This window comes from Streptomyces sp. NBC_01261, assembly GCF_036226385.1.
Taxonomy (GTDB): domain Bacteria; phylum Actinomycetota; class Actinomycetes; order Streptomycetales; family Streptomycetaceae; genus Streptomyces.
Genome location: NZ_CP108463.1, coordinates 4,401,774 through 4,427,169 on the forward strand (window position 1 = coordinate 4,401,774; position 25,396 = coordinate 4,427,169).

At 72.0% G+C, this 25,396-nt stretch carries 19 protein-coding genes; 7 read left to right on the forward strand and 12 right to left on the reverse strand.

Translation table 11 applies throughout. From position 1 onward, the window contains the following. Nucleotides 1-11: 11 nt before the first annotated feature. Genes OG226_RS18975 through OG226_RS18985 form a run of 3 tightly spaced genes read right to left on the reverse strand, consistent with a single transcriptional unit; the run spans nt 12 to nt 2,542 of the window. Nucleotides 12-1,013: a phosphotransferase family protein gene (locus OG226_RS18975; RefSeq protein ID WP_329349536.1), complete on the reverse strand. Its 1,002-nt coding sequence runs from the start codon at nt 1,011-1,013 to the stop codon at nt 12-14. After that, complete coding sequence (locus tag OG226_RS18980; RefSeq protein ID WP_329349537.1) at nt 1,010-1,327, reverse strand: hypothetical protein; 318 nt, start codon at nt 1,325-1,327, stop codon at nt 1,010-1,012. Before OG226_RS18980 ends, OG226_RS18975 begins: the two co-directional genes overlap by 4 nt. A gap of 54 nt (nt 1,328-1,381) precedes the next feature. Beyond that, the gene (locus OG226_RS18985; RefSeq protein ID WP_443067001.1) at nt 1,382-2,542 is read right to left on the reverse strand and encodes a hypothetical protein; all 1,161 of its coding nucleotides are present in this window, start codon (nt 2,540-2,542) and stop codon (nt 1,382-1,384) included. Nucleotides 2,543-2,800: 258 nt separating this feature from the next. Here OG226_RS18985 and OG226_RS18990 point away from each other — a divergent pair, with 258 nt between their 5' ends. Continuing rightward, entirely contained in the window at nt 2,801-4,402 is a 1,602-nt protein-coding gene (locus tag OG226_RS18990; protein WP_329349539.1) for a hypothetical protein, read from the forward strand. Between the two features lie 103 nt (nt 4,403-4,505). On the opposite strand, the gene OG226_RS18995 is transcribed toward OG226_RS18990, so the two are convergent. The 6 genes from OG226_RS18995 to OG226_RS19020 form a co-directional block, all read right to left on the reverse strand. After that, on the reverse strand, nt 4,506-7,220 hold the full coding sequence (locus tag OG226_RS18995; protein ID WP_328679366.1) for a SpoIIE family protein phosphatase: 2,715 nt from the start codon (nt 7,218-7,220) through the stop codon (nt 4,506-4,508). 262 nt (nt 7,221-7,482) lie between these two features. Then, nucleotides 7,483-7,890 (reverse strand): ATP-binding protein, encoded by a 408-nt coding sequence (locus tag OG226_RS19000; RefSeq protein WP_329349540.1) that lies wholly within the window; start codon nt 7,888-7,890, stop codon nt 7,483-7,485. Nucleotides 7,891-8,089: 199 nt separating this feature from the next. Continuing rightward, a complete protein-coding gene (locus tag OG226_RS19005) occupies nt 8,090-8,512 on the reverse strand; it encodes a (deoxy)nucleoside triphosphate pyrophosphohydrolase (protein WP_328679368.1) in 423 nt (140 codons plus the stop codon). A gap of 31 nt (nt 8,513-8,543) precedes the next feature. Beyond that, nucleotides 8,544-8,735: an SPOR domain-containing protein gene (locus tag OG226_RS19010; RefSeq protein WP_033286475.1), complete on the reverse strand. Its 192-nt coding sequence runs from the start codon at nt 8,733-8,735 to the stop codon at nt 8,544-8,546. 378 nt (nt 8,736-9,113) lie between these two features. Continuing rightward, nucleotides 9,114-9,866: a GntR family transcriptional regulator gene (locus OG226_RS19015; RefSeq protein WP_329349541.1), complete on the reverse strand. Its 753-nt coding sequence runs from the start codon at nt 9,864-9,866 to the stop codon at nt 9,114-9,116. A gap of 147 nt (nt 9,867-10,013) precedes the next feature. Next, on the reverse strand, nt 10,014-11,393 hold the full coding sequence (locus OG226_RS19020; protein ID WP_329349542.1) for a DUF4190 domain-containing protein: 1,380 nt from the start codon (nt 11,391-11,393) through the stop codon (nt 10,014-10,016). Between the two features lie 556 nt (nt 11,394-11,949). Between OG226_RS19020 and OG226_RS19030 the strand changes: the two genes are divergently transcribed. Beyond that, the gene (locus OG226_RS19030) at nt 11,950-13,140 is read left to right on the forward strand and encodes a serpin family protein (RefSeq protein ID WP_328686355.1); all 1,191 of its coding nucleotides are present in this window, start codon (nt 11,950-11,952) and stop codon (nt 13,138-13,140) included. A gap of 85 nt (nt 13,141-13,225) precedes the next feature. Next, nucleotides 13,226-15,853: a discoidin domain-containing protein gene (locus OG226_RS19035; protein ID WP_328679371.1), complete on the forward strand. Its 2,628-nt coding sequence runs from the start codon at nt 13,226-13,228 to the stop codon at nt 15,851-15,853. Nucleotides 15,854-15,878: 25 nt separating this feature from the next. Here the strand turns inward: OG226_RS19035 and OG226_RS19040 are convergent, their stop codons facing one another. Beyond that, the gene (locus OG226_RS19040; RefSeq protein ID WP_328679372.1) at nt 15,879-18,104 is read right to left on the reverse strand and encodes a DEAD/DEAH box helicase; all 2,226 of its coding nucleotides are present in this window, start codon (nt 18,102-18,104) and stop codon (nt 15,879-15,881) included. A gap of 111 nt (nt 18,105-18,215) precedes the next feature. Then, complete coding sequence (locus OG226_RS19045; RefSeq protein WP_329349543.1) at nt 18,216-19,046, reverse strand: oxidoreductase; 831 nt, start codon at nt 19,044-19,046, stop codon at nt 18,216-18,218. Nucleotides 19,047-19,143: 97 nt separating this feature from the next. On the opposite strand from OG226_RS19045, the gene OG226_RS19050 reads away from it, so the two are divergent. Together OG226_RS19050 and OG226_RS19055 are read left to right on the forward strand one after the other, a co-directional pair. After that, complete coding sequence (locus tag OG226_RS19050) at nt 19,144-20,052, forward strand: LysR family transcriptional regulator (protein ID WP_329349544.1); 909 nt, start codon at nt 19,144-19,146, stop codon at nt 20,050-20,052. 82 nt (nt 20,053-20,134) lie between these two features. Then, a complete protein-coding gene (locus OG226_RS19055; protein WP_329349545.1) occupies nt 20,135-21,727 on the forward strand; it encodes a hypothetical protein in 1,593 nt (530 codons plus the stop codon). Here the strand turns inward: OG226_RS19055 and OG226_RS19060 are convergent. Then, nucleotides 21,689-23,206 carry a sigma-70 family RNA polymerase sigma factor gene (locus OG226_RS19060; protein WP_329349546.1) on the reverse strand — a complete coding sequence of 506 codons (1,518 nt, stop codon included), beginning with the start codon at nt 23,204-23,206 and terminating at the stop codon, nt 21,689-21,691. The genes OG226_RS19055 and OG226_RS19060 overlap by 39 nt on opposite strands. Nucleotides 23,207-23,415: 209 nt before the next feature. On the opposite strand from OG226_RS19060, the gene OG226_RS19065 reads away from it, so the two are divergent. Both OG226_RS19065 and OG226_RS19070 read left to right on the forward strand, forming a co-directional pair. After that, nucleotides 23,416-23,832 carry an SsgA family sporulation/cell division regulator gene (locus tag OG226_RS19065; RefSeq protein ID WP_328679377.1) on the forward strand — a complete coding sequence of 139 codons (417 nt, stop codon included), beginning with the start codon at nt 23,416-23,418 and terminating at the stop codon, nt 23,830-23,832. 122 nt (nt 23,833-23,954) lie between these two features. After that, nucleotides 23,955-25,391: an NAD(P)/FAD-dependent oxidoreductase gene (locus tag OG226_RS19070; RefSeq protein ID WP_329349547.1), complete on the forward strand. Its 1,437-nt coding sequence runs from the start codon at nt 23,955-23,957 to the stop codon at nt 25,389-25,391. Nucleotides 25,392-25,396: the final 5 nt, after the last annotated feature.

Here is a 25,396-nt window from a genome sequence, read left to right on the forward strand (position 1 = left end):
TTCGGTGCCGCTCAGGTCCGCTCCACGAAGGACAGGGCCTGCTGGAGGTTGTGTTCCGCGATGCCGCGCATGAACTCCGGGTCGTGGAAGTCCCCGACGTCCAGGAGGCGGAGGGGGCCGGCGACGAGGGAGAGGTGCGTCGCCAGGGCGTAGAGGCGTAGCCGGTCCTCGTCCAGGCCCTCGGTGCGCAGCGGGTCGTGGTGGGGGCCGAAGCGCAGGCGGAGGAAGACGTGTTCCCACTCGGCGTCGAAGTACATGAGGCCTTCGATGTCGATGAGGGCGAGGTCGCCTTCGGGGGTCACGCGGACGTGGTCGGGGCCGAGTTCGCCGTGGATGAGGGTGAGGGGCCCGGTGCGGGGTTGGATGCGAGCGGCCAACGTCCCTACCGCGTCAGCCAGTTGGGGATGGGCCGCTGCCGCTCGTGGGTCGCGTGCCGGTAGCTCGTCGAGGTCGCTCAGGGCTCGTTCGGCTACGACCGCCTCGCACGAACCGCCGTACGAGGAACCGCCGTTGTCCACGACCGCGACCTTGCCGAAGCGCGGGCCGGTGCAGGCGTGCAGGGTGTCGAGGAGGACCGCCATCCGCTCCAGCGCCTCCGTCCCCGTCTTCGGTACGGCGGCCTTGTCGTCGTCCAGCAGGTCCTCCAGGGTGCCGCCCGGGAGGTCCTCGACGATCGCCACGTCCGCCGGGAGGTGGCTGTGGGTGGGGTCGGCGTGGAGGAGGCGCGGGGCGCGGACGCCGGCTGCGGCGAGGCGGTGCGCCGCGGCGCTGAAGAGGGTGAGGCCGGAGGCGTGGGAGAAGGGGTCGCGGGGGTCGGCGGGGCCGGCGTCCCAGAGATCCTCGTCCGGGGACCAGACGTAGGCGACGGCGGTCGAACGGTCCTGGAAGGTGAGCCTGTAGACGCCCTTCTTCGAACCGCCCCGGAGGCGGGTCACATCGTGCAGGGTGTGGCCGAGGACGTGGGCGAAGGGGGCGAGGTCGGTGCGGTTGAGGGTCTTGCGGGTGGCGGTCATCGGGTCGCGGGGTGCTGCGCACGCCACTGAAGTACGCAGCCGAGGGCGATCAGGGCGAGCGCCGTCACGCCACCCGCGTCGCCCATGGCCAGGGAACCCGCCCACCAGCGCAGGGAGATACCCGTCGCCATGCCCGACGCGAAGATCAGTTGCCCGTAACCCCACAACTCCGGCCGTACCACCCGGCCTTGCAGCGTCGGCAGCATACGGCCGGTCGTCACCGCGACGACTCCGCTCACGGCCACCAGCGCACAGGCCGCCGCGGCCAGCACCGTCCCCACCATCGCCCACCCCCATCGGACCTGGCCGATCATCGCACCCCGGGCTCCGAACAGCGCGGTGTTTTCAGGGAACTTGAGCGGGCGCGCTCAGCGCACCCAACCCTCCCGGTACGCCGTCCAGTCCGCCTCCGTCGCCGCGAAGTCGACGTACAGGGCGACACCGAAGTTCGTACGGTCGGCGTCCGTGCGGGACAGGCCGAGGCGTACGCCGCGTACGGCGGCGGGGACGGTCTCGGCGGCGCCGTGGTGGCCGAAGCGGTTCTCGTGGAAGAAGGGCAGGCCCATGAGGAGGTCGGTGCCGGCCGGGGTGACCTCCAGGGCGAGGGAGGTCTGTTGGGCGACGTAACCGCCGTAGAGGCTCTGGAGGGGTTGCATCGTGTCGTACGACATGACGGCGATCTGGTCGACGCGGCGGGCGACCTGTCCGAAGTACGCCTGGGACCACCACTTGGGGTGGTTGGTGACGGTGCCCCAGAAGGAGTGGAAGGCGGGGAGCGGGTCGATCTGGTGGGCGGCGACGGAGAGTTGGGCGTGGTCGGCCCGGGTGACCTCGTGGAGTCCGTCGAGGAGGTCGAGGTAGTTCGCGTCGCCGGAGTGGAGGGGTTCCAGGTCGAGGTGGGCGCCCTCGAAGCCGGCGGCGAGGATCTGGCGGGTCGAGGCGACGATGGCGGTGCGGGTCGCGGCGTTCTGCAGGCGCAGGCCGTCCGGGCTCTCGGTGGCGAGCTTGTCACCCAGCCAGGCCTGTACGCGGACCCCGGGAAGTTCCCTGTGCACCGACTCGATCAACCACGCGGCCTTGGGATAGTCCGACTCCGGGAGGGTGCCGTCGTGCTCCAGGGGGCCTGAATGGACGTACAGGTCACGGATACCGGTGCTTTTCAGCCGACCGGCCAGCGCTGCCAGGTCCGCGTCGGTCTTACGCCCGTCCACCCAGGCATGCCCCAGCCAGATCGCGTCCTGGCCCCGGGTGTACGTACCGTCGGAGACCTCACCGGTGTAGTTCAGCCGCAGGGCGATCTCAGCACCGAGGGCAGGCACCAACAGGGCAACCAGAACCGCGACGAGGCTCCGCCGAACCCACATCGCTTTCCCACCCCGCCCACCCGTGCTGCTTTCGTCGTCGGGTGCGGATGGCCCCCGTGGGGGTACGGCGGCCTCGGGCGGAACGGTCGCCGCAGGCGCGTCGGTCCCTCCGCTCCCTCCGCGGTTCCCCGTTTCCGGCTCGCCCGGCTTGGCTCCGTCCCCCAGTCCGACCTCCGCTTCCCGCCCCTCACCCTCCGGATCCGCGGATAGGTCGCCCCCACGTATCTCCGGATCCGGACCAGCCCCGGCCCCCGCACCCACTCGCCCCGACTCCGACCCCGATCCCCCTACATGCCCCATCCCCACGCCACCCCTCCCCATAGCCACACCCATCGCACCTCACCAACCCCCCACCCACCCCCACGTCCCACCCCAGGCCCACCCCGGTCGCGCTAGCGCAATCCTGCTCATACGCTCCGAAACGTGACGTCATCCTTGATACGGGGCCGGCCGCGGCGCGGGACCTCCCACATATCCGTGCGGGTGGGGCATGCCGTGTTGGGTGGAGCGGTCGGGGTCGTGTGGCTGGTGTTGCCGGTGATGACGATCAATGCGGAGGCTCCGGTTGCGGCGAGCCGGGACGGGGCCGTCGCCGGTGCGGGCCGACATGGTCAGCGGGAGGCTGAGGGGGGTTCCGGCGCCGACCTCGTCCTCCCCCTCGTCGCCGTCGGCGGCGTAGGCGTACTCGCGGGGTACGGGTATGTGCGGCGCACCCGTAGGGGCCGTACCCGTACTACTCCCGGTGTCGCTGTCGTATCCCCCCAACCTCCCGTCACTCCGCTCCCCGTACTGGAACGCCAAGCCGGTGCCGCCCTCGTCCAGACCGACGACTGCCTGCGCACCAGCCGTGCGGAACTCGCCTTCGTCCAGGCCCGGTTCGGGGACACGACCGTCGAACCGTTCGTACGGGCTCTCCGAGACGCCGAGCGCGAGCTCTCCGCCGCCTTCGCGATACGCCTGCGCTACGACCGAGGCGTCCCGGAACCGAATGAAGAAGCCGCCCGACGGCAGGCCCTCGCCGGCATCGTCGGACGGTGTGCCGAGGCCGGGCGGCGGTTGGACACCGAAGCACCCGCCTTCGATCAACTCCGGGCGTTGGAGCGGGAGTTGGACGACGCCCTCGGCGTCGCGGAGGTACGGTTCCGGGAACTCGCCGGCCGCACAGGGGGCGTCGACGCCACCCTCGCCGACCTGCACTCCCGTCACCCGGCACCCGCGGCCACGATCACCACCGTCACCGGGTACATCGAACAGGCCAAGGACCGGCTCGTGTTCGCCACCACCCACCTCAACCAAGCCCGGCAGGCAACTGACTTGGAACACACCGGCGAGGCCATACGCTCCCTCCGTGCCGCCGAGGGCGCCATCAGCCAGGCCGACACCTTCCTGAACGACGTCGACCGGCTCGCCAACTCACTCGCCGCCGCAGCGGAGTTGGTGCCCGCCACACTCACCGGTGCCGAAGCCGAAATCGCAACGGCAAGAGCAAGAGCAACAGCCGGGACAATCGCTGGGCCCCTCCACACCCACCTCGCCCACGCCCACACCACCCTCGCCGCCGTACGAGAAGAACTCACCCGCGACCGCCCCGACGACCACGACCCCCTCGACGCCCTGCGCCGCATCGTCCAGGCCGTGCTGCCGCTGGGCGGGACGCGCGACGGAGTCCTCGGTGCCGCCGCGTGGCTCGTCGCGCGGAACGACGTCGGCTCGGCGGACGGTTTCATTGCGACGCACCGCGGTGCCGTGGGCGTAGAAGCCCGCACCCGGCTGACCGAAGCCACGCTGCTGCTCACAACCGACCCCGCCGCGGCCGACGTACCCGCGCAGGAGGCCCGCGAGTCGGCCGAGCAGGACGTCCGTGTGCACGGGAACCCGTACGCCGGTGCCGCCGACGAGCACACGAGCGGGGTCGGCGGGGCGGTCCTCGGCGGCATCCTCCTCGGCGAGGACCCGGACGGCGGCCCGCCCCTCACCTTCGGCGGACCGGCCACACGAAAGCGCCGCGCGCTCCCGCCGACGTAGAACACCGCAGTCGGCGGCGGCAGGCACGGGCACCGGCACAAGCCAGACCACCCGCCGACGGCCGCCCCCAGAACAACGAAAGCGGCCGGGATCGCCGGAGCCGTCAGAACAGGCTCAGCAACGCCTCCGCCGGGTCCACCAACCCGTTCTCCCCGTCCGGCAACGGCAGTTCGAACCACACCGTCTTGCCGCGTGGCGTCCGGCGTGAGCCCCACGCCGCCGACAGGAGGCCGACGAGTTGCAGGCCCCGGCCGCCCTCGTCCGTGTCTCGGGCGCGGCGGCGGCGGGGTTGGACCAGGCCCGCGTCCCAGACCTCGCACACCAGGGTGCGGTCCAGCAGGAGACGGAGCCTGATCTCGCCCTCGCCGTACCGCAGCGCGTTCGTCACCAGTTCGCTGACCAGCAACTCGGCGGTGTCGATGAGGGGTTCGAGGTCCCAGGACTGGAGGCGGGCGCGGGCGTACTCGCGGGCGCGGCCGACGCTGCGTGGTTCGCGCGGCAGGGTCCAGTCGCCGACCGAGTCGGCCGGCAGGCCCTGGACGCGGGCCATGAGGAGCGCGATGTCGTCCTCGCCGTGGTGGGTGTCGAGGGTGCTGAGGACGTGGTCGCACACGTCCTCCAGGTCGCGGTGGGTCTCGGCGTTCAGCGCCGCCGCGGTGGGCGGGTTGCCGTCGGACGAACCACGGGTCGCCGGGTCGGTCAGCGCGCCCACGAACGCCTGGAGGCCCTCGTCCAGGGGGTGGTCGCGGGACTCGACCAGTCCATCCGTGTAGAGCGCCAGCAGCGCGCCTTCGGGGAGTTCGACCTCCACCTCCTCGAAGGGCTCGCCGCCGACCCCCAGGGGCATACCCGGTGGGACGTCGAGCATCAGCGCGGCCTCGCCCGGTTCCACCAGGACCGGCGGGAGGTGGCCCGCGTTGGCGAAGGTGCAGCGCCTGGTCACCGAGTCGTAGACCGCGTAGATACAGGTCGCGAGGTACACCTCGGCCAGGTCCGCCTCGCGGGGGCGGCGGGCCGCCCGGGTGGCCTGCTGGACTCCGCCGGGCGTGCCGAGGCCTCGGGCGATCTCGTCCAACGCCGAGAGGACTTCGGCGGGTTCGAGGTCCAGGAGGGCCAACGTGCGCACGGCCGTGCGGAGTTCGCCCATCGCCACCGCCGCGCGTAGACCGCGTCCCATCACGTCTCCGACCACCAACGCGGTGCGGTGGCCGGGGAGTTCGATGACGTCGAACCAGTCACCGCCGACCTCCGTCGCCGCGTTCCCGGGCAGGTAGCGGCAGGCGATGTCGAGACCGGAGGCCTCCGGGTCGCCGGGCGGGAGCAGGGACCGCTGCAGTATCAACGCCCGTTCGTGCTCCCGCCGGTACAGCCGCGCGTTGTCGATACAGACGGCGGCCCGCGCCGCCAGTTCCACCGCGAGATCCCGGTCCCGGTCCCCGAACGGCTCGCTGCCCTTCGTCCGGGCGAACTGCGCGAGTCCTACGACGGTGTCATGGGCGACCATCGGCACGGCCAGCGTGGACTGGACCGGGCCCCCCTCCTCGGCGGGGATGTACTGCGGGCGGGCGGTGCGCAGGGCGTCCGCGCAGGGCGAGTTGAAGGGGTAGTGGTGGACCGCGCCCACGGACACCGGGGCGCCCCCGCCGGCGAAGGGGGCGTCGGATACCGCGCTGGCGAAGGCCACTCGGCGCAGTTCCGCGCTGCCGTCGGCACGGCCGGGCGGGGTCTCGTCGCCGGCCAGCAGACCCTGGTAGAGGTCGACGGTCGCCAGGTCGCAGAAGCCGGGGACGACGACGTCGAGGAGTTCGCGGGCCGTGGTCTCCAGGTCGAGGGAGTTCCCGATGCGGGCGCCGGCCTCGTTCAGAAGGGCGAGATTGCGCCGCGCGGAGGCGGCCTCGCGGGCGGCGGCGCGGCGGTCGGTGACATCGGTGCCGAGCCAGGCGATGCCGATGGGACGGCCGCTTCCGCTGTGCACGCGGTAGAGGTTGATGGACCAGTGGCGGCGCTCCTCGGAACCCGGGACCAGGCCGGTGACGTGCATGTCCGTGATGGAGTTGCCGGTCTCCAGGACGCGGCGCAGGGTCGCGGTGACCCGCTCGGCCTCGGGGCTCTGCAGATAGTCCTGGACGCCCCGGCCGCGGTGGTCGTCGGGGCTGCCGCCGAAGGTGTTGGCGATCTGCTGGTTGGCACGCCGGACCCGCAGGTCGGGGTCGATCAGCAGGAACCCGAACGGAGATTGACCGAATATCGACTGCGAAGCGGCGAGATCGGTCTCTATCCGACGCAGGATGCGGACGTCGACGACGATACAGACGGCGGCCCGCTCGCCCTCCTCGGTCCGCGTCGGCATCACATAGACCTCGGCGAGACCCTCCTTGCCCGGCTCGCCCCCGGGGGCCCCCGGCGCCTTGAAGGGGACCACTCCGGTCCACTCCCGGCCGTCCAGGATCTCGGCCATCTTCCGCTGGCCGCGCTCGTGCAGCTCGGGGTCGACGAACGCCTCGATGGGATCCATGCCCACCGCGCGGTCCGTGGAGATGCCGAACAGCTGCTCGGCCCGCAGGCTCCACTGGTCGACGAGCCCGTCGGGGCCTATGGAGAAGGACGCGACCTTGATGTAGTCGTAGATCGAACCGGGTGGGCTGCTCTGCCACATGGCGTCGCCGACGGTCATCGCGTCACCGCCGGACACACCCGACATGACGTCGGCGGCGGACACTCCGTCGCCTCCGGGCACGTCGATGTGACCCGCGGCCTCAGCCCTCGCGCGGTCCGACGGGTCCTCGGACTCCGTGGCCTTCGCTGGTATCTCGCTCACGCGAACCGTCCCCTCCAGCTCACCGCGTCCGGCACCGGTCACCGGGGGCGGCTGCCCGCAGTATCCAGCACTACGGCGCCGCACAACACGGTGTTCACGATCACAGGACAATCCCGATGCATTTCGGACCTGCCTGCGACAACACTCCCAGTCTTCTAACCAGCGGACACGCAGTCGAACCACGCCGATCGACAACCGTCACAGGCCTGGACCACTCGATGGACACGACTGTCCGGTTCGTACAGCTGTGTTCGGCCTCGGTTCACCCGGGTACGGCCAGCTCGAACCACACGGTCTTGCCCGTCCCGCCGGGCCGGGTGCCCCAGCGGACGCAGGCGCCGGCGACCAGTTGGAGACCCCGGCCGCTCTCGTCCTCGGGGCGGGCGACTCGTTCGCGGGGCGGATCGGGCAGCGGGTCGGAGACCTCGACCAGCAGCACACCGGCCGGGCCGACGGGCCGGACCAGCCGGACGCCGATGGGGCCGGTGGCGTGCCGCAGCGCGTTGGTCACCAGCTCACTGACCAGCAGCGCCGCGATGTCGGCGAGGGAGTCGAGGTCCCAGTCCCGCAACTGGCCGCGGACGGCGGTGCGTGCGGTGCGGACGGCTCCGGGGTCCGCGGGAAAGGTCCACTCGGCGCAGTCGCCTTCGGTGTCGATCAAGCCGATCACATCCCGGGCCAGCCAGCTCGCCCATGTCCGATTTCATGGGGTTAATGGGCACATACCCGATATTCAGGGCCCGGTACCGTCCCCCAGGGCGCACTGTGGCACGAACGGCGTACGCCGGGTTCGGCGCGCTCCGCCATCTCGGCCCACGACAGCCTCAACGCGCCCCGGCAGCACGACGGACGAGGGCGACGGCTTCGGTTCAGCGCGCCCCGGCGTCGAGAAGCGCGAGTGCCTCCCGTACGGCGGGCACGTCCTGGTCGAGCCAGTCGACGGTCCAGATGTCGGCGGGGGCGAGCCAGCGCAGTTCGTCGTGGTCTTCGAGGGGCTCGGGCTCCGCCGAGCCGGGGAGCAGCCGGGCCGTCCAGACCTGGAGGACGTACGGCGGCTTCAGCGGCCACTCCCCCGGGACGCGCTCCACGGTCTCGGCGTCCACGCCGAGCTCCTCGCGCAACTCGCGCACCAGCGCGGCCTCGGGGCGCTCGCCGGGTTCGACCTTGCCGCCGGGGAGTTCCCAGCGCCCGGCCAGTTCGGGAGGCGCGCTACGGCGGGCGGCGAGCAGTCGGCCGCCGTCGCCGCCACCGTCGAACAGGGCGGCGCCGACCACCACGATCCGTGTCGTCATGCGCCGGAGCCTACGGGGCGCGGGGGCGCGGTCAGTTGCGGGTGGCGTCCTCGCTCTGGCCGATCCGCTCGACCCAGTACAGCTGCTTGTGCCCGCGGTCGTCGAGGCTGTCCGCGATCTTCTGGGCCTCGGCGCGGGTCGCGTACCGCCCCACGCGGTAGCGATTGCCGTTGTCGTCCTGCCGTATCACGAGCCAGGGAAGAGTGATCGTGCCGTCGTTCATCGCCATCGCGCCCCTCCGCCTCCCGCTCGCGGTTCGTGCCGTGCCCCACCCCATAAGGAAACCGCAATCCGCATATGCCGGAGCCTACGCCTAACCTTCACGCAGCGAATACGGGATTTCACAAAGAGGTACGCAACAAGCCAGGACGGAGGGGGCGCACGATGACGAACGCGCCGTTGGCGCACCTCGATGCATCCGGTGGGAGGCACGCTACAGGCGCCGCGAACGACCTGCGAGAAAGACCGGAATCCAACGGCGCCCGGGACAGGGCGGATTGACCGGTTCCGGCGACAAATGCCGTAAGGGGTGGACTACTTCACTCTGAGCGCACTCCTCGGTGCGCTCCTCGGTGCTCCGCCCGGTGTTCCGCTCGGTGGGCTACTTGACCGGCAAGTGGTAGGCGATCCGGTAGCGGTCGGCCGGGACCACGACGTCGGCCGTCTCCACCGGGCGCCCCGAGGCGTAGTACGTGCGCTGGATGACGAGGACCACATGCCCGGGGACTCCCCCCAGGGCCAGCAACTCCTCGGCGAGACCCGGCCGGGCGCCGACCTCCTCGGTGACGTTGTCGACGACGACGTCGATCGCACGCATCCGCTCGACGACCCCCATGCCGCCGAGCGGGCCCTCCTCGGGCAGCATCACGGGCGTACGGCCGGTCACCGCGAGGGGTTCCCAGGACGTGGAGAGCATCATCGTCTCGCCGGCGTCCCGGAACACGTACTTCGTGCACATCACGCGGTCACCGGGCTGGAGCGCGAGCCGCTCGGCGACGGCGACGCCGGCCTCGGCCTGCTCGCTGCTGGACTCCCAGGTGCCGCGCGCCTCCCCCTCGGACTGCTCCTGCCGGAACGGGGTCGCGCCGGCCGGCGGCCGGAACCCGGAGCGGGAGACGCGCCGCGGCACGGGACGCTCGCGTACGTACGTCCCCGACCCGGAGCGGCCCTCGACCAGCCCCTCGGCCATCAGCACCTTGCGTGCCTCCAGCGCGACCGTGTCGGAGACCCCGTACTCCTCGCGGATCCTGGCCTGCGAGGGCAGCCGGGTGTGTGGGGGCAGCTGGCCGTCGACGATCTTCTTGCGGAGATCACCCGCGACGCGCAGATACGCCGGCTGCTCACCGAATGTCACTGGCCGCTCCCATCAGGTTGTACAGACAGCGACAGCCTGGCAACCGTGGGTTGTGCCATGCAAGCAAAGGCCAAAGAATCACTCGATGTGATGACTTATGCCCGGCGTGGGCTTTACCCAGGCACTTTCTCCCCGCTATGGGAGCCGTCACACCTCCATGCCGCCGACGTCTCCTCCGCCGTCCCCGCCACCGTCGTTCCGGTCGTACGACGGAGGGGTCGTGGCGAGCCCCAGAGCCTCGCGGGCGGTGACCGACTTCGGGGGGTCGATCAGGTCGGCGCCCTTGTCGTAGTACCCGTAGAACTCGTCCGCGTCCGAGGCCTTGGCGGCCTTCGCCCACTCCTTCTGCGCCGCTCGCAGATCCTTGACCAGGGCCGCGACCGGCTTGTCGGAAGCACCGGCCCACTCATGACTCTCCAGCAGGTCGGCCTGCTGGGTCAGTGCGGTGGAGACCCGGCCCGCCCAGGCCTTGTGCCCCGGCAGGTCGTCCTCGACGTACCGCGCGTCGGGGGCCGAGTCCAGCGCCGAGTTGAGGACGTGGGCCGCCTTCAGGTACGCGAGCTGGTCGGAGTCGAGGGTCGTGGCGTCGTTGCGCAGCGAACCCCCGGGCAGGCTCGCCTCCTCGTCCGTGTTGCCGAACACGCAGGTGATCTCGCGGTCGCCCAGGCTCCAGCTCTGCGAGGTCGGGGTGACGTAGTAGATGTCCACGTCGTCGGGCACGGCCCAGCCGTCCATGGCGTAGGCGTCCTGGAGGGCGTAGCACTTGTCGTCCGCGGTCGCGGTGACCTTCTTGTCCCCCGGGTACGAGCCACTCCCCATCCGCACGACGGCGAACACCTCCCCGTCGTGCTCGCCGTCGCAGGACACCACGTCGAAGTCGTACGTCATGCCCTCCAGCGAACCGCTGGGCGCGTCGAAGCAGTCGCCCTTCACCGGGGTGGCACTCGCATTGTTCCGCGCGCTGTCCTTCACGTCGTCCCAGAACCCGGTCGCCGCACCGGTCGCCCCGAGCACCCACACCACCAGCCCGAACGCCGACAGCACCATCCCGGCCGCCGCCATGCTCCGCCCGCGCTCGCCCCGCTTCTTGATCTGGTTCAGCGAGATCAGCCCGAGGACGACTCCGACCCCCGGTATGCAGCACAGGATGCCGAGCACGAGGGCGGCCACGGACATGCCGTTGAGGGGCGCGGGGTTGTTGTACGGGGTGTAGCCCTGGGCCCAGGTCTGGTAGGGCTGCGGCCCATAGGGACCCGGAAGGGGCTGGGGACCTTGGGGGTACGGGGCGTAAGGGGTCTGCGGCGGTGTCCCGTACGGGGGTTGGGGCTGCGCGCCGTAGGGGATGTACGGGTCCTGCGCGGGCGGGGCGTACGGGTCCTGCGACGGCGGGGCGTACGGGTTGTACGGGGTGGATGCCTGCGGGGAGGGAGCCTGCGGGGAGGGAGCCTGGGCCGGGGGCTGGTCCTGGGGGCTCTCGGGACCCTGGGTGGGCGGCCCTTGGGGCTCCGGGGGCGGGGGTATGGACACCGGTTACCGTGCTCCTGGTTCGGGCGGGGATCTCCGGAGGGAGAACCGGAGATCTTCAGACGCGGAACTGACGTACGACTTGGCGCATGGTAAGCGCGAGGTGAGCGGGGGCGATGGGGGTCCCCCCGGTTCGAGCGGAGTCGAGAACTGGGGGGAGCGGGTCGCGCGGACGACCGTGCAGATGGTGAACGCGCTTACGGCGCGGTGGGCGGGGGCGGTCGACGGGGGCACGGTGTTCTCGGCGCCGGGGGTGTGGCCGTTGCTGGCCCTGCCGGCGGACGGCGCCGGGGGTGCGGCTCGGACGGAGCCGGCGGACGCGGTGGGGGTTCCGGCGGGGCAATCCGGCGCCGTGGCGCGGGAGTTGCTGGGCGGGCCGGCGGCGGGGCGGGCACGGAACCGGAGCCGTTCGCTGCGCAGGGCTGGGGCTGATCATCGGGGCGGAGCGGCCGACGATAGCCTTCCCGTGCGCGATCTTGTGGTCGGGTGATCTTGCGGTACGGGACTCACGGGGGCGGAATTGGCAGCGGTTCAGGGCGCGGTGGTCGGGCGGGCGGAGATCGAGGGCTCGGGGGGCGGTGGGACCGTTGGCGCGGTCAATCGGCTGACGGCGCGGTGGGCCGGCTCGGTGACCGGGGGCTCGGTGTTCTCGGCCGCCGGGGTGTGGCCGTTGCTGGCGTTTCTCGCCGACGGGGCGTGGGGGGCCGCGCGGGCGGAGCTCGCGGATGCGGTGGGGGTGCCCGCCGACCAAGCGGCGTTCGCCGCACGGGAGTTGCTGGACGTGATGGGGGCGATGCCCGGGCTGAACTCCGCGCTCGGGCTGTGGACCCGGCGTGAACTGGCCGTACGGGAGGAGTGGCGGGCGGGGCTGGCGGCGGGCACGCACGGTGTGCTCACCGAGGATCTCCCGGCCTCGCAGCGGGCGTTGGACGCGTGGGCGGCCGAGCGGACGGGCGGGCTGGTCGAGCGGATGCCGGTCGCGTTGGACGAGGGCGTGCTGATGGTCCTGGCGAGCGCGCCGGCGCTCCGGACCGAATGGCCGCGCCCCTTCGGCGAGTTGAGGCTCACCCCGGATGCCGGACCGTGGCAGGGACGGCAGTTGGTGGGCCTGCACCGCACCGGCGTCCGTCTCGACCGGGTCGGCGTGGCGAGCGGCCCGCACGGTTACGTCACCGCGCTGAAGGTTCCCGGCGACAACGGGATCGACGTCCACCTGTTGCTCGGCGAGCAGCGCATGACCCCAGGTCAGGTGCTGGGCACGGGAGTTGACGTGCTGGCCCGCCGGCTTCCCGTGGTCCCGAGCGGCCAACTCCCGTACGGGGACGTGGGACCGGGCCTGCGCGTCGAGCAACAGCACTGTGCCGCACCGCAACCGCCGGAGCTGTCGGTCACGACCGTGGCGTACGACATGCGGGCCCGGCACGATCTCCTGGACCTGCACGGCCTGTTCGGGTTCACGACGGCGATGGACACCGGCGACGGCCACTTCCCCGGCATCGCCCCGACCCCGCTGGCCATCGGCCGGGCCGAACAGTCCACGGTGGCGCAGTTCGGCGCCCTCGGCTTCCGCGCCGCCGCGGTGACCGCGGTCGCGCCCGTCCCCGGCGGTGCCCGGCCCGACCTCCGCCACACGACCACCGTCGTCACCGCCCGCTTCGACCGCCCGTTCGGCTTCCTGGCCGTACACCGGGAGTCCCGCCTGATCCTGACTGCGGGCTGGGTCACCGACCCGACGCCGTACGGGAGGTAGGGGCGCGGGGCCGGGTGCGCTCCGTACGTGGTACTCCCCCGCGCGCTTCCCGCCGTCGTCCCGCGGGGCACCCCATCGTCGAACGGTGACCAAGCCGACCCGCCTGCTGCTCCCCCTCCTGGCCGCCGCCCTGCTCCTCCCGCTCCCTCCGGCGTCAGCCGCACCCCTCCCCCACCGCCACCCCCGCGACGACTGCGACGCGCGCGGCTGGGCGCCCTCCGCCAGCCGGATCGACCCGGCGGACACCTACCACCCCTACGTCGGCAACGGTTACCTCGGTACCCGGGTCCCGCCCGCCGGTGCGGGGTACGCCGCGTCCGGGGAGAAGACCGGCTGGCCGCTCTACACGCCGCGTTACGACGGCGCGTTCGTCTCCGGCCTGTATGCCCGGGGGCCCGCCGACACGGCCGGCCGTGAGGCCCTCGCCGGGCTGCCGAACTGGACCGGGCTCGATGTCACGGTGGGGGCCGAGACGTACGGCGGTGGGGGCGGGGGCCGGGTCAGCCGCTACCGTCAGACGCTCAACCTCCGTTGTGGGTACGTCCGTACGTCGCTCACCTGGGTCAGCACGGACGGTCGCCGCACCGACCTCGTCTACGACGTCCTCGCCGCCCGCGACTCCCCGCACACCGGCGCCGTACACCTGCGGATGACCCCGCACTGGGACGGCCAACTCACCGTCACCGACCGTCTCGACGGCCGCGGCGCCCGCCGTGTCACGCGGACCGACGGCGGCCACGTCGGCGAACGCGCCATCGGCGTGGCGTTCCGCACGGAGGGGACAGGTGTCGTCGGGGCCGTCGCGTCTGTGTTGGATGCGCCCGGGCGGCGTGCCCAACAGCCGCTTAAGCGGGGTGGGTTGAGTGCCAGTCAGGCCATCGTTCTGCCCGTCCGCTCCGGGCGTGGCTACACCGCCACCAAGTACGTCGGCGTCGACACCGCCCTCACCTCCCACGACCCCCGTTCCGCCGCCCAGGATGCCGCCGGGCGGGCCGCGCGGCGGGGATGGGACGCGCTGCTCGCCTCGCACACCTCCGCGTGGCGGGCGTTGTGGGCGTCCGACATCGAGGTTCCCGGCCACCCGGACCTCCAACTCTGGGCCCGTTCCGCCCAGTACGGGCTGCTGTCCGCGCTGCGGCCCGGTGCCCGGAACAGCATCGCGCCCGCCGGGCTGACCAGCGACAACTACGCCGGCATGGTCTTCTGGGACGCCGAGACCTGGATGTTCCCCTCGCTGCTCGCGACCCACCCCGACCTCGCCCGCCCGGTCCTCGAATACCGGTACCGCACCCGGACGGCCGCCGCCGAGAACGCCGCGAGGACCGCGGTGAAGGGCCTCTTCTTCCCGTGGACGAGCGCGAGTCACGGCCGGCTGTGGAGCGAGTGCCAGAGCTGGCAGCCGCCTCACTGCGTCACCCAGAACCACCTCCAGGGCGACATCGCCCTCGCCGCCTGGCAGTACTACCTCGCCACCGGCGACCGCACCTGGCTCCGCACCCGCGGCCGGCCCCTCCTCAACGGCCTCGCCCAGTACTGGACTTCGCGGGCGACCAAGAACTCCGACGGGTCGTACTCCGTCAAGGAGGTCGCCGGACCCGACGAGTACAGCAACGGGGTCAACGACGGCGTCTACACCAACGCCGTCGCCGCCACCGCCCTCCGCGCCGCCACCGACGCGGCCCACGTCCTCGGCACGACCGCCCCCGCCGACTGGCTCACGATCGCGGACCGCCTGCGCATCCCCTACGACCCGAAGCGCAGGATCTTCCTCCAGTACGACGGCTACGGCGGCTCCCAGATCAAGCAGGCCGACACCGTGCTGCTGATCTACCCGCTGGAGTGGCCCATGCCGGCCGGTGCCGCGGCCGCCACCCTCGACTACTACGCCCAGCGCACCGACCCGGAAGGTCCGGCCATGACCGACGCCGTCCACGCGATCGACGCGGCGGCGATCGGCGAACCGGGCTGTGCCGCGTACACCTTCCTGCGGCGGGCCTACCAGCCCTTCGCCCGCGGCCCGTTCGCCCTGTTCTCCGAGTCGCGCGGCGACAAGGCCGGCGCGTCCGATCCCCTCGCGGGCTCCCCCGCCCAGGACTTCCTCACCGGCAAGGGCGGCTTCCTCCAGGTCCTCACCCACGGCCTCACCGGTCTGCGGCTGCGCCCCGACGCCCTCCACCTCGACCCGACCCTGCCGCCCCAACTCGCGGACGGCGTACGGCTGTCGGGGCTGCGCTGGCGCGGTCGTACGTACGACATCGCGATCGGGGCGAGGACGACGACGGTACGGCTGCGGTCCGGGGCGCCGTTCACGCTGGACACCCCTGAAGGGCACCGCACCCTCTCCGGCACGGTCACCCTCAAGACCCGGCGCCCGGACCTCACCCCCACCACCGACCTGGCCCGCTGCCGCCCGGCGACGGCCACTTCCTCCGTCGCAGGCCTCTACCCGGAGGCCGCCGTGGACGGCAGCCCCGCGACCGCCTGGTCCCCGGACGCCGATCGCGCGTCCCTGACCGTCGACCTGGGGCGGGCGGTGCGTGTCGGGACCGTTCAACCCATGTGGACCAAGCGGCCGGGGTCGTACAGCATCGAGGTCTCGGCGGACCGCCGTACCTGGCACTCGCCCGACGGGACGCCCGCCCGGTACGTCCGCGTCACCGTACGGAGCGGCGGCAAGGGTGCCGCTCTCGCCGAACTCGACGTGCGCTCGTGACGGCCGAACACCCCCGAGGGCACGGTCAGTTGGTGGCCTCCGCCGCCAGTCTCCGCTGCTCCTCCTCCACGATGCGGCGTGCCAGCGTGGCGTCGGAGATGTCGATCGCGTCCGGGGTGGCGTCCGCGAGGGCGCTGCGCCGGGCGAAGGCGTCGAAGAGGCGGTCCTTGTTCTTGAGGATGGTCAGGAGCCGGTCGTCCACGCTGTCGGTGGCGAGCATGCGGTGCACCTGGACCGTGCGTATCTGGCCCATGCGGTGGACGCGGGCCACGGCCTGATGCTCCACCGTCGGCTTGACCTGGGGTTCGCAGAGGATGACCAGGGAGGCGGCCTGGAGGTTGAGGCCGACCCCGCCCGCCTCGATCTGGGAGAGCAGGACGGCGTGGCCGGGGGCCTGGCTGAAGTCGTCGACGAATTGTTGTCGGCGGGCGGCCGGGACGCTTCCGGAGATGGGCCCGAACACCCCCTTCCCCAGGGGCCGTTCGAGCGCCTCCTCCACCGCGGCGAGCACGTCCCGGAAGTAGGAGAAGATCACCACCTTCGCCCCGTTCCCCGCCGCCTCGGCGACCAACTCCCTCAGGCGTTGCAGCTTCGCGGACTTCTCGGTGTCGGCGTAGGCGGCCCGGCGCATCGCCATGAAGTTGCCGTCGCCGACCGCGCGGTCGTAGGCCTCGCGGTCGGCGACGCCGAGTTCCACCCACTCGTCGACCTGGACCAGGGCGGGCAGTTCGGTGAGCACGTCCTCCTGGTTGCGGCGCAGATAGGCGGGGGCGACGGACTTGCGGAAGGCGTGCGGTCCGGCCGCCGCGGTGCCGTTGCGGACGGTCGGCAGGAGGTCGGGGCGGAGGTGGCGGACGAGGGTGCGGAACTCCTCGACGTGGTTCTCCATGGGCGTGCCGGTGAGGAACAGGACGCGGTCGCAGCGCTCGGTCCACAGAGCGACCGATTTGGTACGGCGGGTGTCCGGGTTCTTCACGTAGTGGGCCTCGTCCACGACGAGCATGCCCGGGGTGGGGCCGGTCGGCGCCTCGGCCTTCGGCCTCTTGCCCGTCGGTGACCTGTCGGGCGGCGCGGGCAGGGTGTGCAGCGTGTCGAAGGTCGTGATCGCGACCCCGCCCCGCTCGCCCCACTCCGCGTAGGCCTCGTGCCGGTCCGGACCGTGCACGGGCAGCGCGCGCAGGGTGCTGCGGGCGCCGATCTCGCGGGTCCAGTTGATCAGCACGCTGGCCGGGCAGACCACCAGGAAGTGGTTGTGCCCCTCGGCCGCGAGATGGGCCAGCGCGGCGATGGCCTGGACGGTCTTGCCGAGTCCCATCTCGTCCCCGAGGACGACCCGGCGTTGGGCCAGGGCGAAGCGGGCGCCGAAGGACTGGTATCCGCGCAGGGAGACCCGGCGGTGGGTGTCGTCCAGCGGCTGGGCGTGTACGCGCTCGGCCAGCTCCGCCGGCAGGAAGCCCTCGCTCGCCGCGAGGTCCGGCTGCTGCCCGTCGACCTCGGCGAGCTGGCTGTAGTACTCGGCGGAGCGCAGCTCGAAGTCGACCCACGCCTCGATGTCGGAGACCGGCGGGCGCAGCAGGTCGGTGGAGGCCTGTGCGATCAGCAGCCGTACGTCCTTGGCGGCCGGGTCGGCGACCAGTTCGTGGAGTTCGGCGACCGCGTCGAGCGCGCTCTCCCGCCGTTTGTGACCGGCGAGCGCCAGCAGCAGCCTGCTGCTGGCGGGCCGGGCCACGGGCAGCAGCGCGCCGAGCCGCTCGTCGAGCCTGGTGGCGGCGTCCAGGGCGCGGCGCAGTTCGGGTCCGGCCTCGACGAGCCGTTGCAGGGCGATGACCAGCGCGGTGGTGCGCGGCTCGGGGTGGTCGACGTCGATGCGGACGGAGACGGTCTCCGCGACGGCCCGCGCGATCTGCCGGGCGGCGGCGATGGCCCGGTCGGCGGTCTGCTGTCCTACTCCGGGCAGTTGCCGCAGCGCGTACCGGCTGGCCTCGTGCACCGCGCGGACGGAGGTGAGGCCCGCCGCCTCCACGGCCCCGAGCCGCAGTCGCCCCTCGGTGACGTCCTTCAGGCGGGAGACCGGGATGGACTCCAGCTCCTGGGCGACGAGTTCGGAGCGCAGCGGTTCCAGCGCGGAGCGGACGGTGTCGAGCGCGCGGGTGTGGTCCTCACGCAGGGCGCGCGCCACGTCGTAGAGCCGCGTGCCTCGCGTGCACAGCTCCCTGGCCCGCCGTCCGGCCCGCGGAAACTCGCTCTCCATGTCACCCCCCGCTCCCCATGCGTCTCGCTGTGCACCCATCGTGGCACGCGGCACTGACAACGGGAGCGGGAGCGGGCGGATCAGGGTTCTCGGCCGGCCGTCGGCCCTCTGTCAGGCGTCGAACCCCGTCGCCCGGGTCCGCTTCTCCCACGCCTCGACATCGCCGCGCACCTGGTCCAGATGCCCGAGCACGGCACCGATCGCGTCCTCGCCGAGCGGCAGGTGCAGCGGGGTCTCCTCGGCGTCGAGCGCGGCCAGGATGAGGGCCGCCGCCTTCGCGGGGTCGCCGGGCTGGACACCGCCGCTGCTGTCGACGGCGCCGCGGGTCGCGCTCACCTTGGCGTACACACCGCTGTCGGCGCTGACCCCGGCCCGGCCCGTGTCGAACAGCGCGGTCCGGAAGGCGCCCGGCTCGACGATCAGCACCTTGACGCCGTACTCGGCGACCTCGTCCGCGAGCCCCTCGGAGAGCCCCTCCAGGGCGAACTTCGTTCCGCTGTACGCCGAGAAGCCCGCGAAGGACATCTGCCCGCCCATGCTGCTCATCTGCACGATCGCCCCGGAGCGCCGTTCCCGCATGGACGGCAGCACCGCGCGCGTGAGGGCCGCGGGCCCGAAGACATGCAGGTCGAACAGGTCGCGCAGCTCCTGCTCTGTGGTCTCCTCGAAGGCCCCTACATGCGTACGGCCCGCGTTGTTGACGAGCACGTCGATCCGCCCGTGCCGCGCCACCACGTCCCGTACGGCGGCCTCGGCGGCCCCGGTGTCGGTGACGTCCAGGCGCAGGGCCTCCATCTGGTCGGGACGGGCGGCGACGAGATCGTCCAGCCCCTCGGTCCGCCGGGCCGCACCCACGACCACGTCACCGGCGGCGAGCGCCGCCTCGACGATCGCCCGCCCGAACCCGCTGCTCGCGCCGGTGACCAGCCACACCTTGTTCATGACGTCTCCCCTTGAGATCCCGGATTCCCTGTTGTCCAACTGCCGACCAGCCTGCCCCCGCACCCGACCGTCCGTCCAAGACCTACGCTGACAACCAATGGCTATGACGACGGACGTCCACGTACGGGACCTGCGCTACTTCGTCGCGGTCGCCGAGGAGCTCCACTTCACCCGCGCGGCCGAGAAGCTGTACGTCTCGCAGCCCGCCCTGAGCAAGCAGATCCGGGCGCTGGAACGGCAGTTGGGCGCCGAGCTGTTCCGGCGTGACCGGCAGGGCGTGGCGCTCACCGGCGCCGGTGCGGCGCTACTGCCGTACGCCCGGCGGGTGTTGGCGGTCTGGGCGGAGGGCGCGTCCGCGCTGGCGGAGGTGAGCGCGGCCGAGCACAGCACCCTGGTGGTCGGGATGAGCACCAGCCCGGGCCGGGGTGGTCTGCTGCCCGCGATCCGCTCCCGCTTCACGGCCGCGCGTCCGGCGGCGAACGTACGGCTGCGGCAGGTGAGTTGGGACGATCCGACGGCCGGTCTCGCGGACGGCGACGCGGACGTGGCGTTCGTCTGGCTGCCGCTGCCCGACGCGGAGCGCTACGGCTGGACGGTCGTAGCGGAGGAACCCCGCCTGGTCGCGCTGCCGGAGACCCACCCGCTGGCCGCACGCGCCGAGGTCGACTTCGCGGACCTCGTCGACGAACCGTTCCTCGCCCTGCCGTCCGACGCTGGTCCCCTGCGCGACCATTGGCTCGCCCTCGACGCACGCGGCGGCCGACTCCCGCGCATCGGGGCGGAGATCGCGAGCACGGAGGAGACGTACGAGGCGCTGGTCGCCGGTCTCGGCATCTGCCTGGTGGCCACGGGCAACGCCCGTCTGATCACCCTCGGCGGGGTCATCACCCGCCCGGTGCGCGGGATTTCGCCGAGTCGGTACGCCCTGGCCTGGCGGCGGGAGGACGGCGGACGACCGCTGGTGAGGGCGTACGCGGAGGCGTGCCGCCTGGGGACGGGGCGCTGATCGAACGCGTCCGCGACGCGGTTACGATGAGCCGTTTTCGGGGTTCGGGGCTCGGAGGGGAACCATGTCCACAGGGGGAAGCATGTCCGTACGAGGGACAAGACGTACGCCGATCGCATCGCTCGCGTTCGTGGGAGTGGCCGCGCTCGCGGGGCCGTTGCTCGTGCCCGCCGCGTCCGCGCAGGCGGCGTCGGGCTCGCTGACCGTGACCACGCTGGGGCGGCACGGCACCAAGGTGGCGACGACGATCACCGTCGTCAACGCGTCGTCGGGTGAGACGCGTACCGTCAAGTCGGGCAAGCGGCTGAGCCTGCCGGCGGGCAAGTACCTCGCGATGACCGACATCTACGAGAGCGCCACGGACGGTCTGGGCACCGACACGATCGGCGCGCAGGTGGTGACGGTGTCGGGGGCCAAGTCCGTGACGCTGGACGCTCGTAAGGGCAAGGCCGTGAAGGTGTCGCTGGACACCCCGGCCGATGTGACGGAGCCGGCCCGGATCAGCGCGCGGGTGTGCGCCGCCGGTACCGGCATGCCCTCCGCCTTCAGCGCGGGCGGCTGGAACTACGCCGGGTCCCTCTACGCCATCCCCAACTCCTCCAAGCTGCTGCAGTTCGGGTATCTGGCGCAGTGGTCGGGGAACGACAGCTATGTCGCGGTGAAGAACACGACCGGCATCCCGGCCGCGCCCGGCGGGTCGTTCAAGCGGTCGAAGCTGGCGACGATGCGCTTCTCCGTGCGCGGCGGAACACAGATGGCGAACCAGCACGACATCGCACTCCAGGCCACGCCCAAGACCGACAACTGCACGACCGACCTGATGGCGCAGGTACGCGACGACAACGCGCCCTACAACGCCACCGCCCATGTGACGCCCGGGAGTTGGCAGCCGCGCGACGACATCTACGCGAGCAACGGTGACGACATCGGGGGCGGCTTCCCGGCGGTGCGGACGCTGGCGGCGGGGCAGAGTTTCACCCAGTCGTTCGGGCGGGCCGTGTGGAGCCCCATGCACTACCTGCCGACGGTCTGGCAGAAGTCCGTGAACTTCATCCCGGACGCGCTCATCGGCGACCCCGACGTGGGCATCTGGGGCGCCGACCCGACGAAGGAGACGGTGGTCCTGTCCAAGGGGAGCACCACCGTCAAGAAGCAGACCCTGACCAACTGGGGTGACGGCGAAGCCGACTTCGCCGCCCGCATCCACTCGGCCGGCACCTACCGGCTGACCGTGGACGCCCACCGCTACCGCCCGGGCATCACCTTCCCGTCCGGCATGCTGTCGTCGCGCGTCACCCTCGACTGGCGGTTCAAGGCCGACCCGGCCAAGTCGGTGGTCGCCCCCGTCTTCATGACCCGCTTCCTGCCCGCCGGTCTCGACAGCCGCAACCGGGCCAAGGCGAGCAGCACCACTTCGGTCACCGTCAGCGCGGGCCGCGGATCCCAGGGCCCCGACGTCAAGTTCACCAAGTCGACGGTCAAGTCCCTGAAGGTGTGGGCGTCTTCGGACGGCGGCCAGACCTGGAAGGCCGCCACGGTCACCCGCTCCGGGTCCTCCTGGAAGGCCTCCGTGCACAACCCGGCCTCCGGTGCGGTCGCCCTGCGCTCCCAGGTGACCGACTCCACCGGCGGCACGTCAGTGGAGACCGTCTACCGCGCCTACGCCATCGGCTGATCCGGCCCCGTCCGAACAGGGCTGGTCTCCGGCCGGGTCGGACGGTTCGGGCGTGGGTGATGTCGAGGGCTCGGAAGGGGTCGTGGGCTCCGGGGTGGTGACGGGATCCGGAGTCTCCTTCACGGGAGTGCTCGGCTCCGGCGTCGGGTTCGTTGGCGTCGGATCCGTCGGTGTCGGGTCCGGTGTCGGTTCCGTGACCACCGGTGGTGTGGGAGTCGGCTTCGGTTCCGGCTTCGGTTCCGGCTTCGTGGTCACCGGTGGAGCAGGAGTCGGAGGTGGGGTCGGGGCGGGAGTCGGTTCAGTGGTCACCGGCGGCGACTCAACAGGCGCCGTGGGAAGCGGAGTTGCCCCACCGCCCCCGACCGGTATCACGATCGACCCACCCCCGGTGCCGCCAAGTGCGGCCGGAGACACGGTACTGGTGGACCCGTTCGCCGCAGGTGCCGTAGAACGACCGCGGTCGCCCGGCGTCTTCGAGGGCTTCTCCGTGCGCGGCTCGGACGCCACCGGAGCCTGGGAGACCGGGACTTCGGCCACCGGGCCCTTCGCGACCGGGACCTCGGCGGCGTCGGTGCCGCCGAGGAGGACGCAGACCGCGACGGCGCCCGCCACGGCCGTACCGACGGCGGCCGCCATCTGTGTCTTGGAGGCGCCGACCGCCACGTGCCGTACGCCGTGCAGCAGTCCGGCGCCATGACCGCCCGCGGCCGTGGCCGCGGAGCCCGCACCGAACGCGGCGAGCACGAACTTGCCCGTGCCGCCGAGGACGAACACGAGCAGGGCGGGTGCGACGAGTGCGGGCAGGCGGTCGTTGGCGCGCATCAGGGCCGCGAGGCGGGCGCGGCAGTCGTCGCACGCGTCGACGTGGCCGAGGAGGCGTTCGGACTGCCGCTCGGTGGCGCCGCCGCGCACGTACGCGGGCATCCGGGCCCAGTGGACCTGGCACCCGGGATCGTCCGGGGCGCCGGTCTGCTCGCGCAGGAACGCCTGCCGCATGCCCTCGCGCGCACGGTGCAGCAGTACGGCCGTCGCGCCCTGCTTGGTGCCCAGTTGGGGGCCGATCGCGGCCAGCGGCAGGCCCTCCGCCTCGGCCAGCCACAGCGCCTTCACCCAGCGCTCGGGCAACTGCTCAAGTACCCGGACCAGCAAGTCAGTTGCGGACACCTGCTCGGCCGGGTCGCCGCCGTGGACGTGCGCGTGGCCGGCGTCCGCCCGCTCGTCGGCCTGTGGGTCGCGCGGCGTCTCGCGTGCGGCGCTTCCCGCGGCCGTGGCGAGGTGCTTCACGGTCGTCATGAGGTACGCCGGTACGTTCTCGATCTCATGGCCGGCGGACAGCCTGCGCCACACCCTGAAGTGCGCCTCGGCGACGAGGTCTTCGGCGACCCAGGTGTTCCGGGTGAGCGAGCGGGCGTAGGCGACGAGGCGCGGCTGCTGCTCCTCGTAGATCCGGGCGTACTCGGCGGTGGGACCGTCGTTCATGGCAGCAACGCTCCAGTTGCCAAGGGGGGTGGGGATGGATTTGTAAGCCTAGATGCCGAAACTTTCAACTAAAGTTGCGGCAAGAACAGAAGGTGACCCAGATCACATCAACCATCTTCCGCAACGGTGTAATCAAGCGCCCCTCCGCGCGCTCAAGGAGGGTGAGTCGGCACAACCGGCCGCCGTCCCACCCGAATCGGAGACCGCCCATGCGCCACGTCACCCTGGAACAGCCCACCAGCGCCCGCCTGATCGCCGACGACGACCAGGAGCTGGCCGTCACGGTCACCCTCCGCTACTCCTCCGGCGACCCCTTCGCCGTCCAACTCCTGTTCCCCGCCTGGATATCGCTCGACGGCAAGAAGGTGACGTGGACCTTCGCGCGGGCGCTCCTTGAGGAGGGTCTCGCCGCCCCCGCCGGGATGGGCAACGTGCACATCCGGCCATACGGCCCCGCCCACACGGCCGTTGAGTTCCACTCGGCGGAGGGCATCGCGATGATCCGCTTCGACTCGGTCGCCCTGCACCACTTCCTGCGCCGCACGTACCGGGTGACCGAGCCGGGCCGGGAGGCCCTGGAACCGTCCCTCGACCGGGGGCTCGCCTCGCTGCTCGACGGCGCGTGAGGGCGACGGCCCCGTTTCGGTCGCCTTGCGATTGGCATATTCTGCGAGGCCTCTTGATGTGATCTGGTTCGCCGGTACCTCCGCCACGCACGAACGGTGCCCGTCTGGAGAAAGCAGCCCCCATGAGCGAATCGCCGCACAGGACAACCCGGTTGTCCACCCGTGCCGTCGTCGTCGGAGGCAGCCTCGCCGGCATGCTCGCCGCTGCCGCCGTCCGGGACCACGTCGACACCGTCGAGATCATCGAGGCGCACGACCTGCCGGAGGGGCCCGAGGCACGTCCGGGCGTTCCCCAAGCGGCCCATTTCCACGTCCTGTTGTCCGGTGGGGCCGACGCGATCGAGGACCTGCTGCCAGGCACGCTCAAGGAGTTGCTGTCCGCGGGCGCCAACCGGGTGCCCATGACGACCAACATGCTGATCTACTCGCCCGAGGGCTGGTACCGCCGCTGGCAGCGTGACAGCCACTATCTGATCACCGCGAGCCGCGACCTCACGGACTCCGTCGTCCGCAGACAGGTGCTGAAGGACCCGCGCGTCAGCGTCCGCCCGCACACCAAAGTCACGGCCCTGCTGGGGAGTTCGCAGCGCGTCACCGGCGTACGGCTGCGCGCGGCGGACGGCACCGAGACCGACCTGACCGCGGACCTGGTCGTCGACGCGTCCGGAAGGGGATCCCAAACTCCGCGCTGGCTCGACGAGTTGGGCATCCCGGGCCCGGCCCAGGACAGCATCGACTCCGGCATCGCGTACGCCAGCCGCATCTACCGCGCCCCGGTCTCCACCCTCAACTGGCCCGTGATCAGCGTCCAGGCCGACCCGCGACGGGGTGAACCCGGCCGGACGGGCGGCATCGTCCCGATCGAGGACGGCCGCTGGCACGTCAGCCTGATCGGCACCCCGGGTGCCCAACCCACCCGCGAGGCGGCCGAGTTCGAGCCGTACGCCCGCACGCTCCGCCACCCGGTCGTCGCCGACCTCCTGTCCCACGCCGAGCCCCTCACCGACGTCGCCCTGACCCACAGCACGGTCAACCGCCGCTCCTACTACGAGCGTCTGAAGTCCTGGCCGGAAGGCCTGGTCGCCCTGGGCGACTCGGTTGCCGCGTTCAACCCGATCTACGGCCACGGCATGTCGGTGGCGGCCCTCGGCGCCGTGGCGCTCCGCACCCGGCTGGCGGCCCTCGGCCTCACCGACGGCCTCTCCCGCAAGGCGCAACGGGCCATCGCGAAGCCTGTCGAACTCGCCTGGAGTCTCGCCGTGGGCCAGGACATCCACTACGAGACGACGAAGGGCCGGAGCGCCGGCACCCTCGACCGTCTCCTCCAGCGGTACGTCAGCCGGCTGTCCCACACGGCGACGGGCTCGTACCGCGTGGCGACCGCGATGACGGAAGTACTGACCCTTCAGTCCCCGGGCACGGCGCTGCTCCGGCCAAGTGTCCTTGCGGCGGCGGTGGTTGGGCCGCTTCGGCCGCAGCTGGAGGGGCCTACGTTCACGGTTGGGGAGCGGGGGTTGCTGGCCGAGGCGGGGATCTCGCTGCCCGGGATTGCCGAGTAGCGCCC

Excerpts from the sequence above, each read along its gene's own strand:
- OG226_RS19050 (WP_329349544.1), top strand. The coding sequence starts at position 19,144 with ATGGCTATGACGACGGACGTCCACGTACGGGACCTGCGCTACTTCGTC.
- OG226_RS19065 (WP_328679377.1), top strand. The coding sequence starts at position 23,416 with ATGCGCCACGTCACCCTGGAACAGCCCACCAGCGCCCGCCTGATCGCC.
- OG226_RS19040 (WP_328679372.1), bottom strand. The coding sequence starts at position 18,104 with ATGGAGAGCGAGTTTCCGCGGGCCGGACGGCGGGCCAGGGAGCTGTGC.
- OG226_RS19005 (WP_328679368.1), bottom strand. The coding sequence starts at position 8,512 with ATGACGACACGGATCGTGGTGGTCGGCGCCGCCCTGTTCGACGGTGGC.
- OG226_RS18975 (WP_329349536.1), bottom strand. The coding sequence starts at position 1,013 with ATGACCGCCACCCGCAAGACCCTCAACCGCACCGACCTCGCCCCCTTC.
- OG226_RS19010 (WP_033286475.1), bottom strand. The coding sequence starts at position 8,735 with ATGAACGACGGCACGATCACTCTTCCCTGGCTCGTGATACGGCAGGAC.
- OG226_RS18980 (WP_329349537.1), bottom strand. The coding sequence starts at position 1,327 with ATGATCGGCCAGGTCCGATGGGGGTGGGCGATGGTGGGGACGGTGCTG.
- OG226_RS19060 (WP_329349546.1), bottom strand. The coding sequence starts at position 23,206 with ATGAACGACGGTCCCACCGCCGAGTACGCCCGGATCTACGAGGAGCAG.
- OG226_RS19045 (WP_329349543.1), bottom strand. The coding sequence starts at position 19,046 with ATGAACAAGGTGTGGCTGGTCACCGGCGCGAGCAGCGGGTTCGGGCGG.
- OG226_RS19055 (WP_329349545.1), top strand. The coding sequence starts at position 20,135 with ATGTCCGTACGAGGGACAAGACGTACGCCGATCGCATCGCTCGCGTTC.
- OG226_RS19070 (WP_329349547.1), top strand. The coding sequence starts at position 23,955 with ATGAGCGAATCGCCGCACAGGACAACCCGGTTGTCCACCCGTGCCGTC.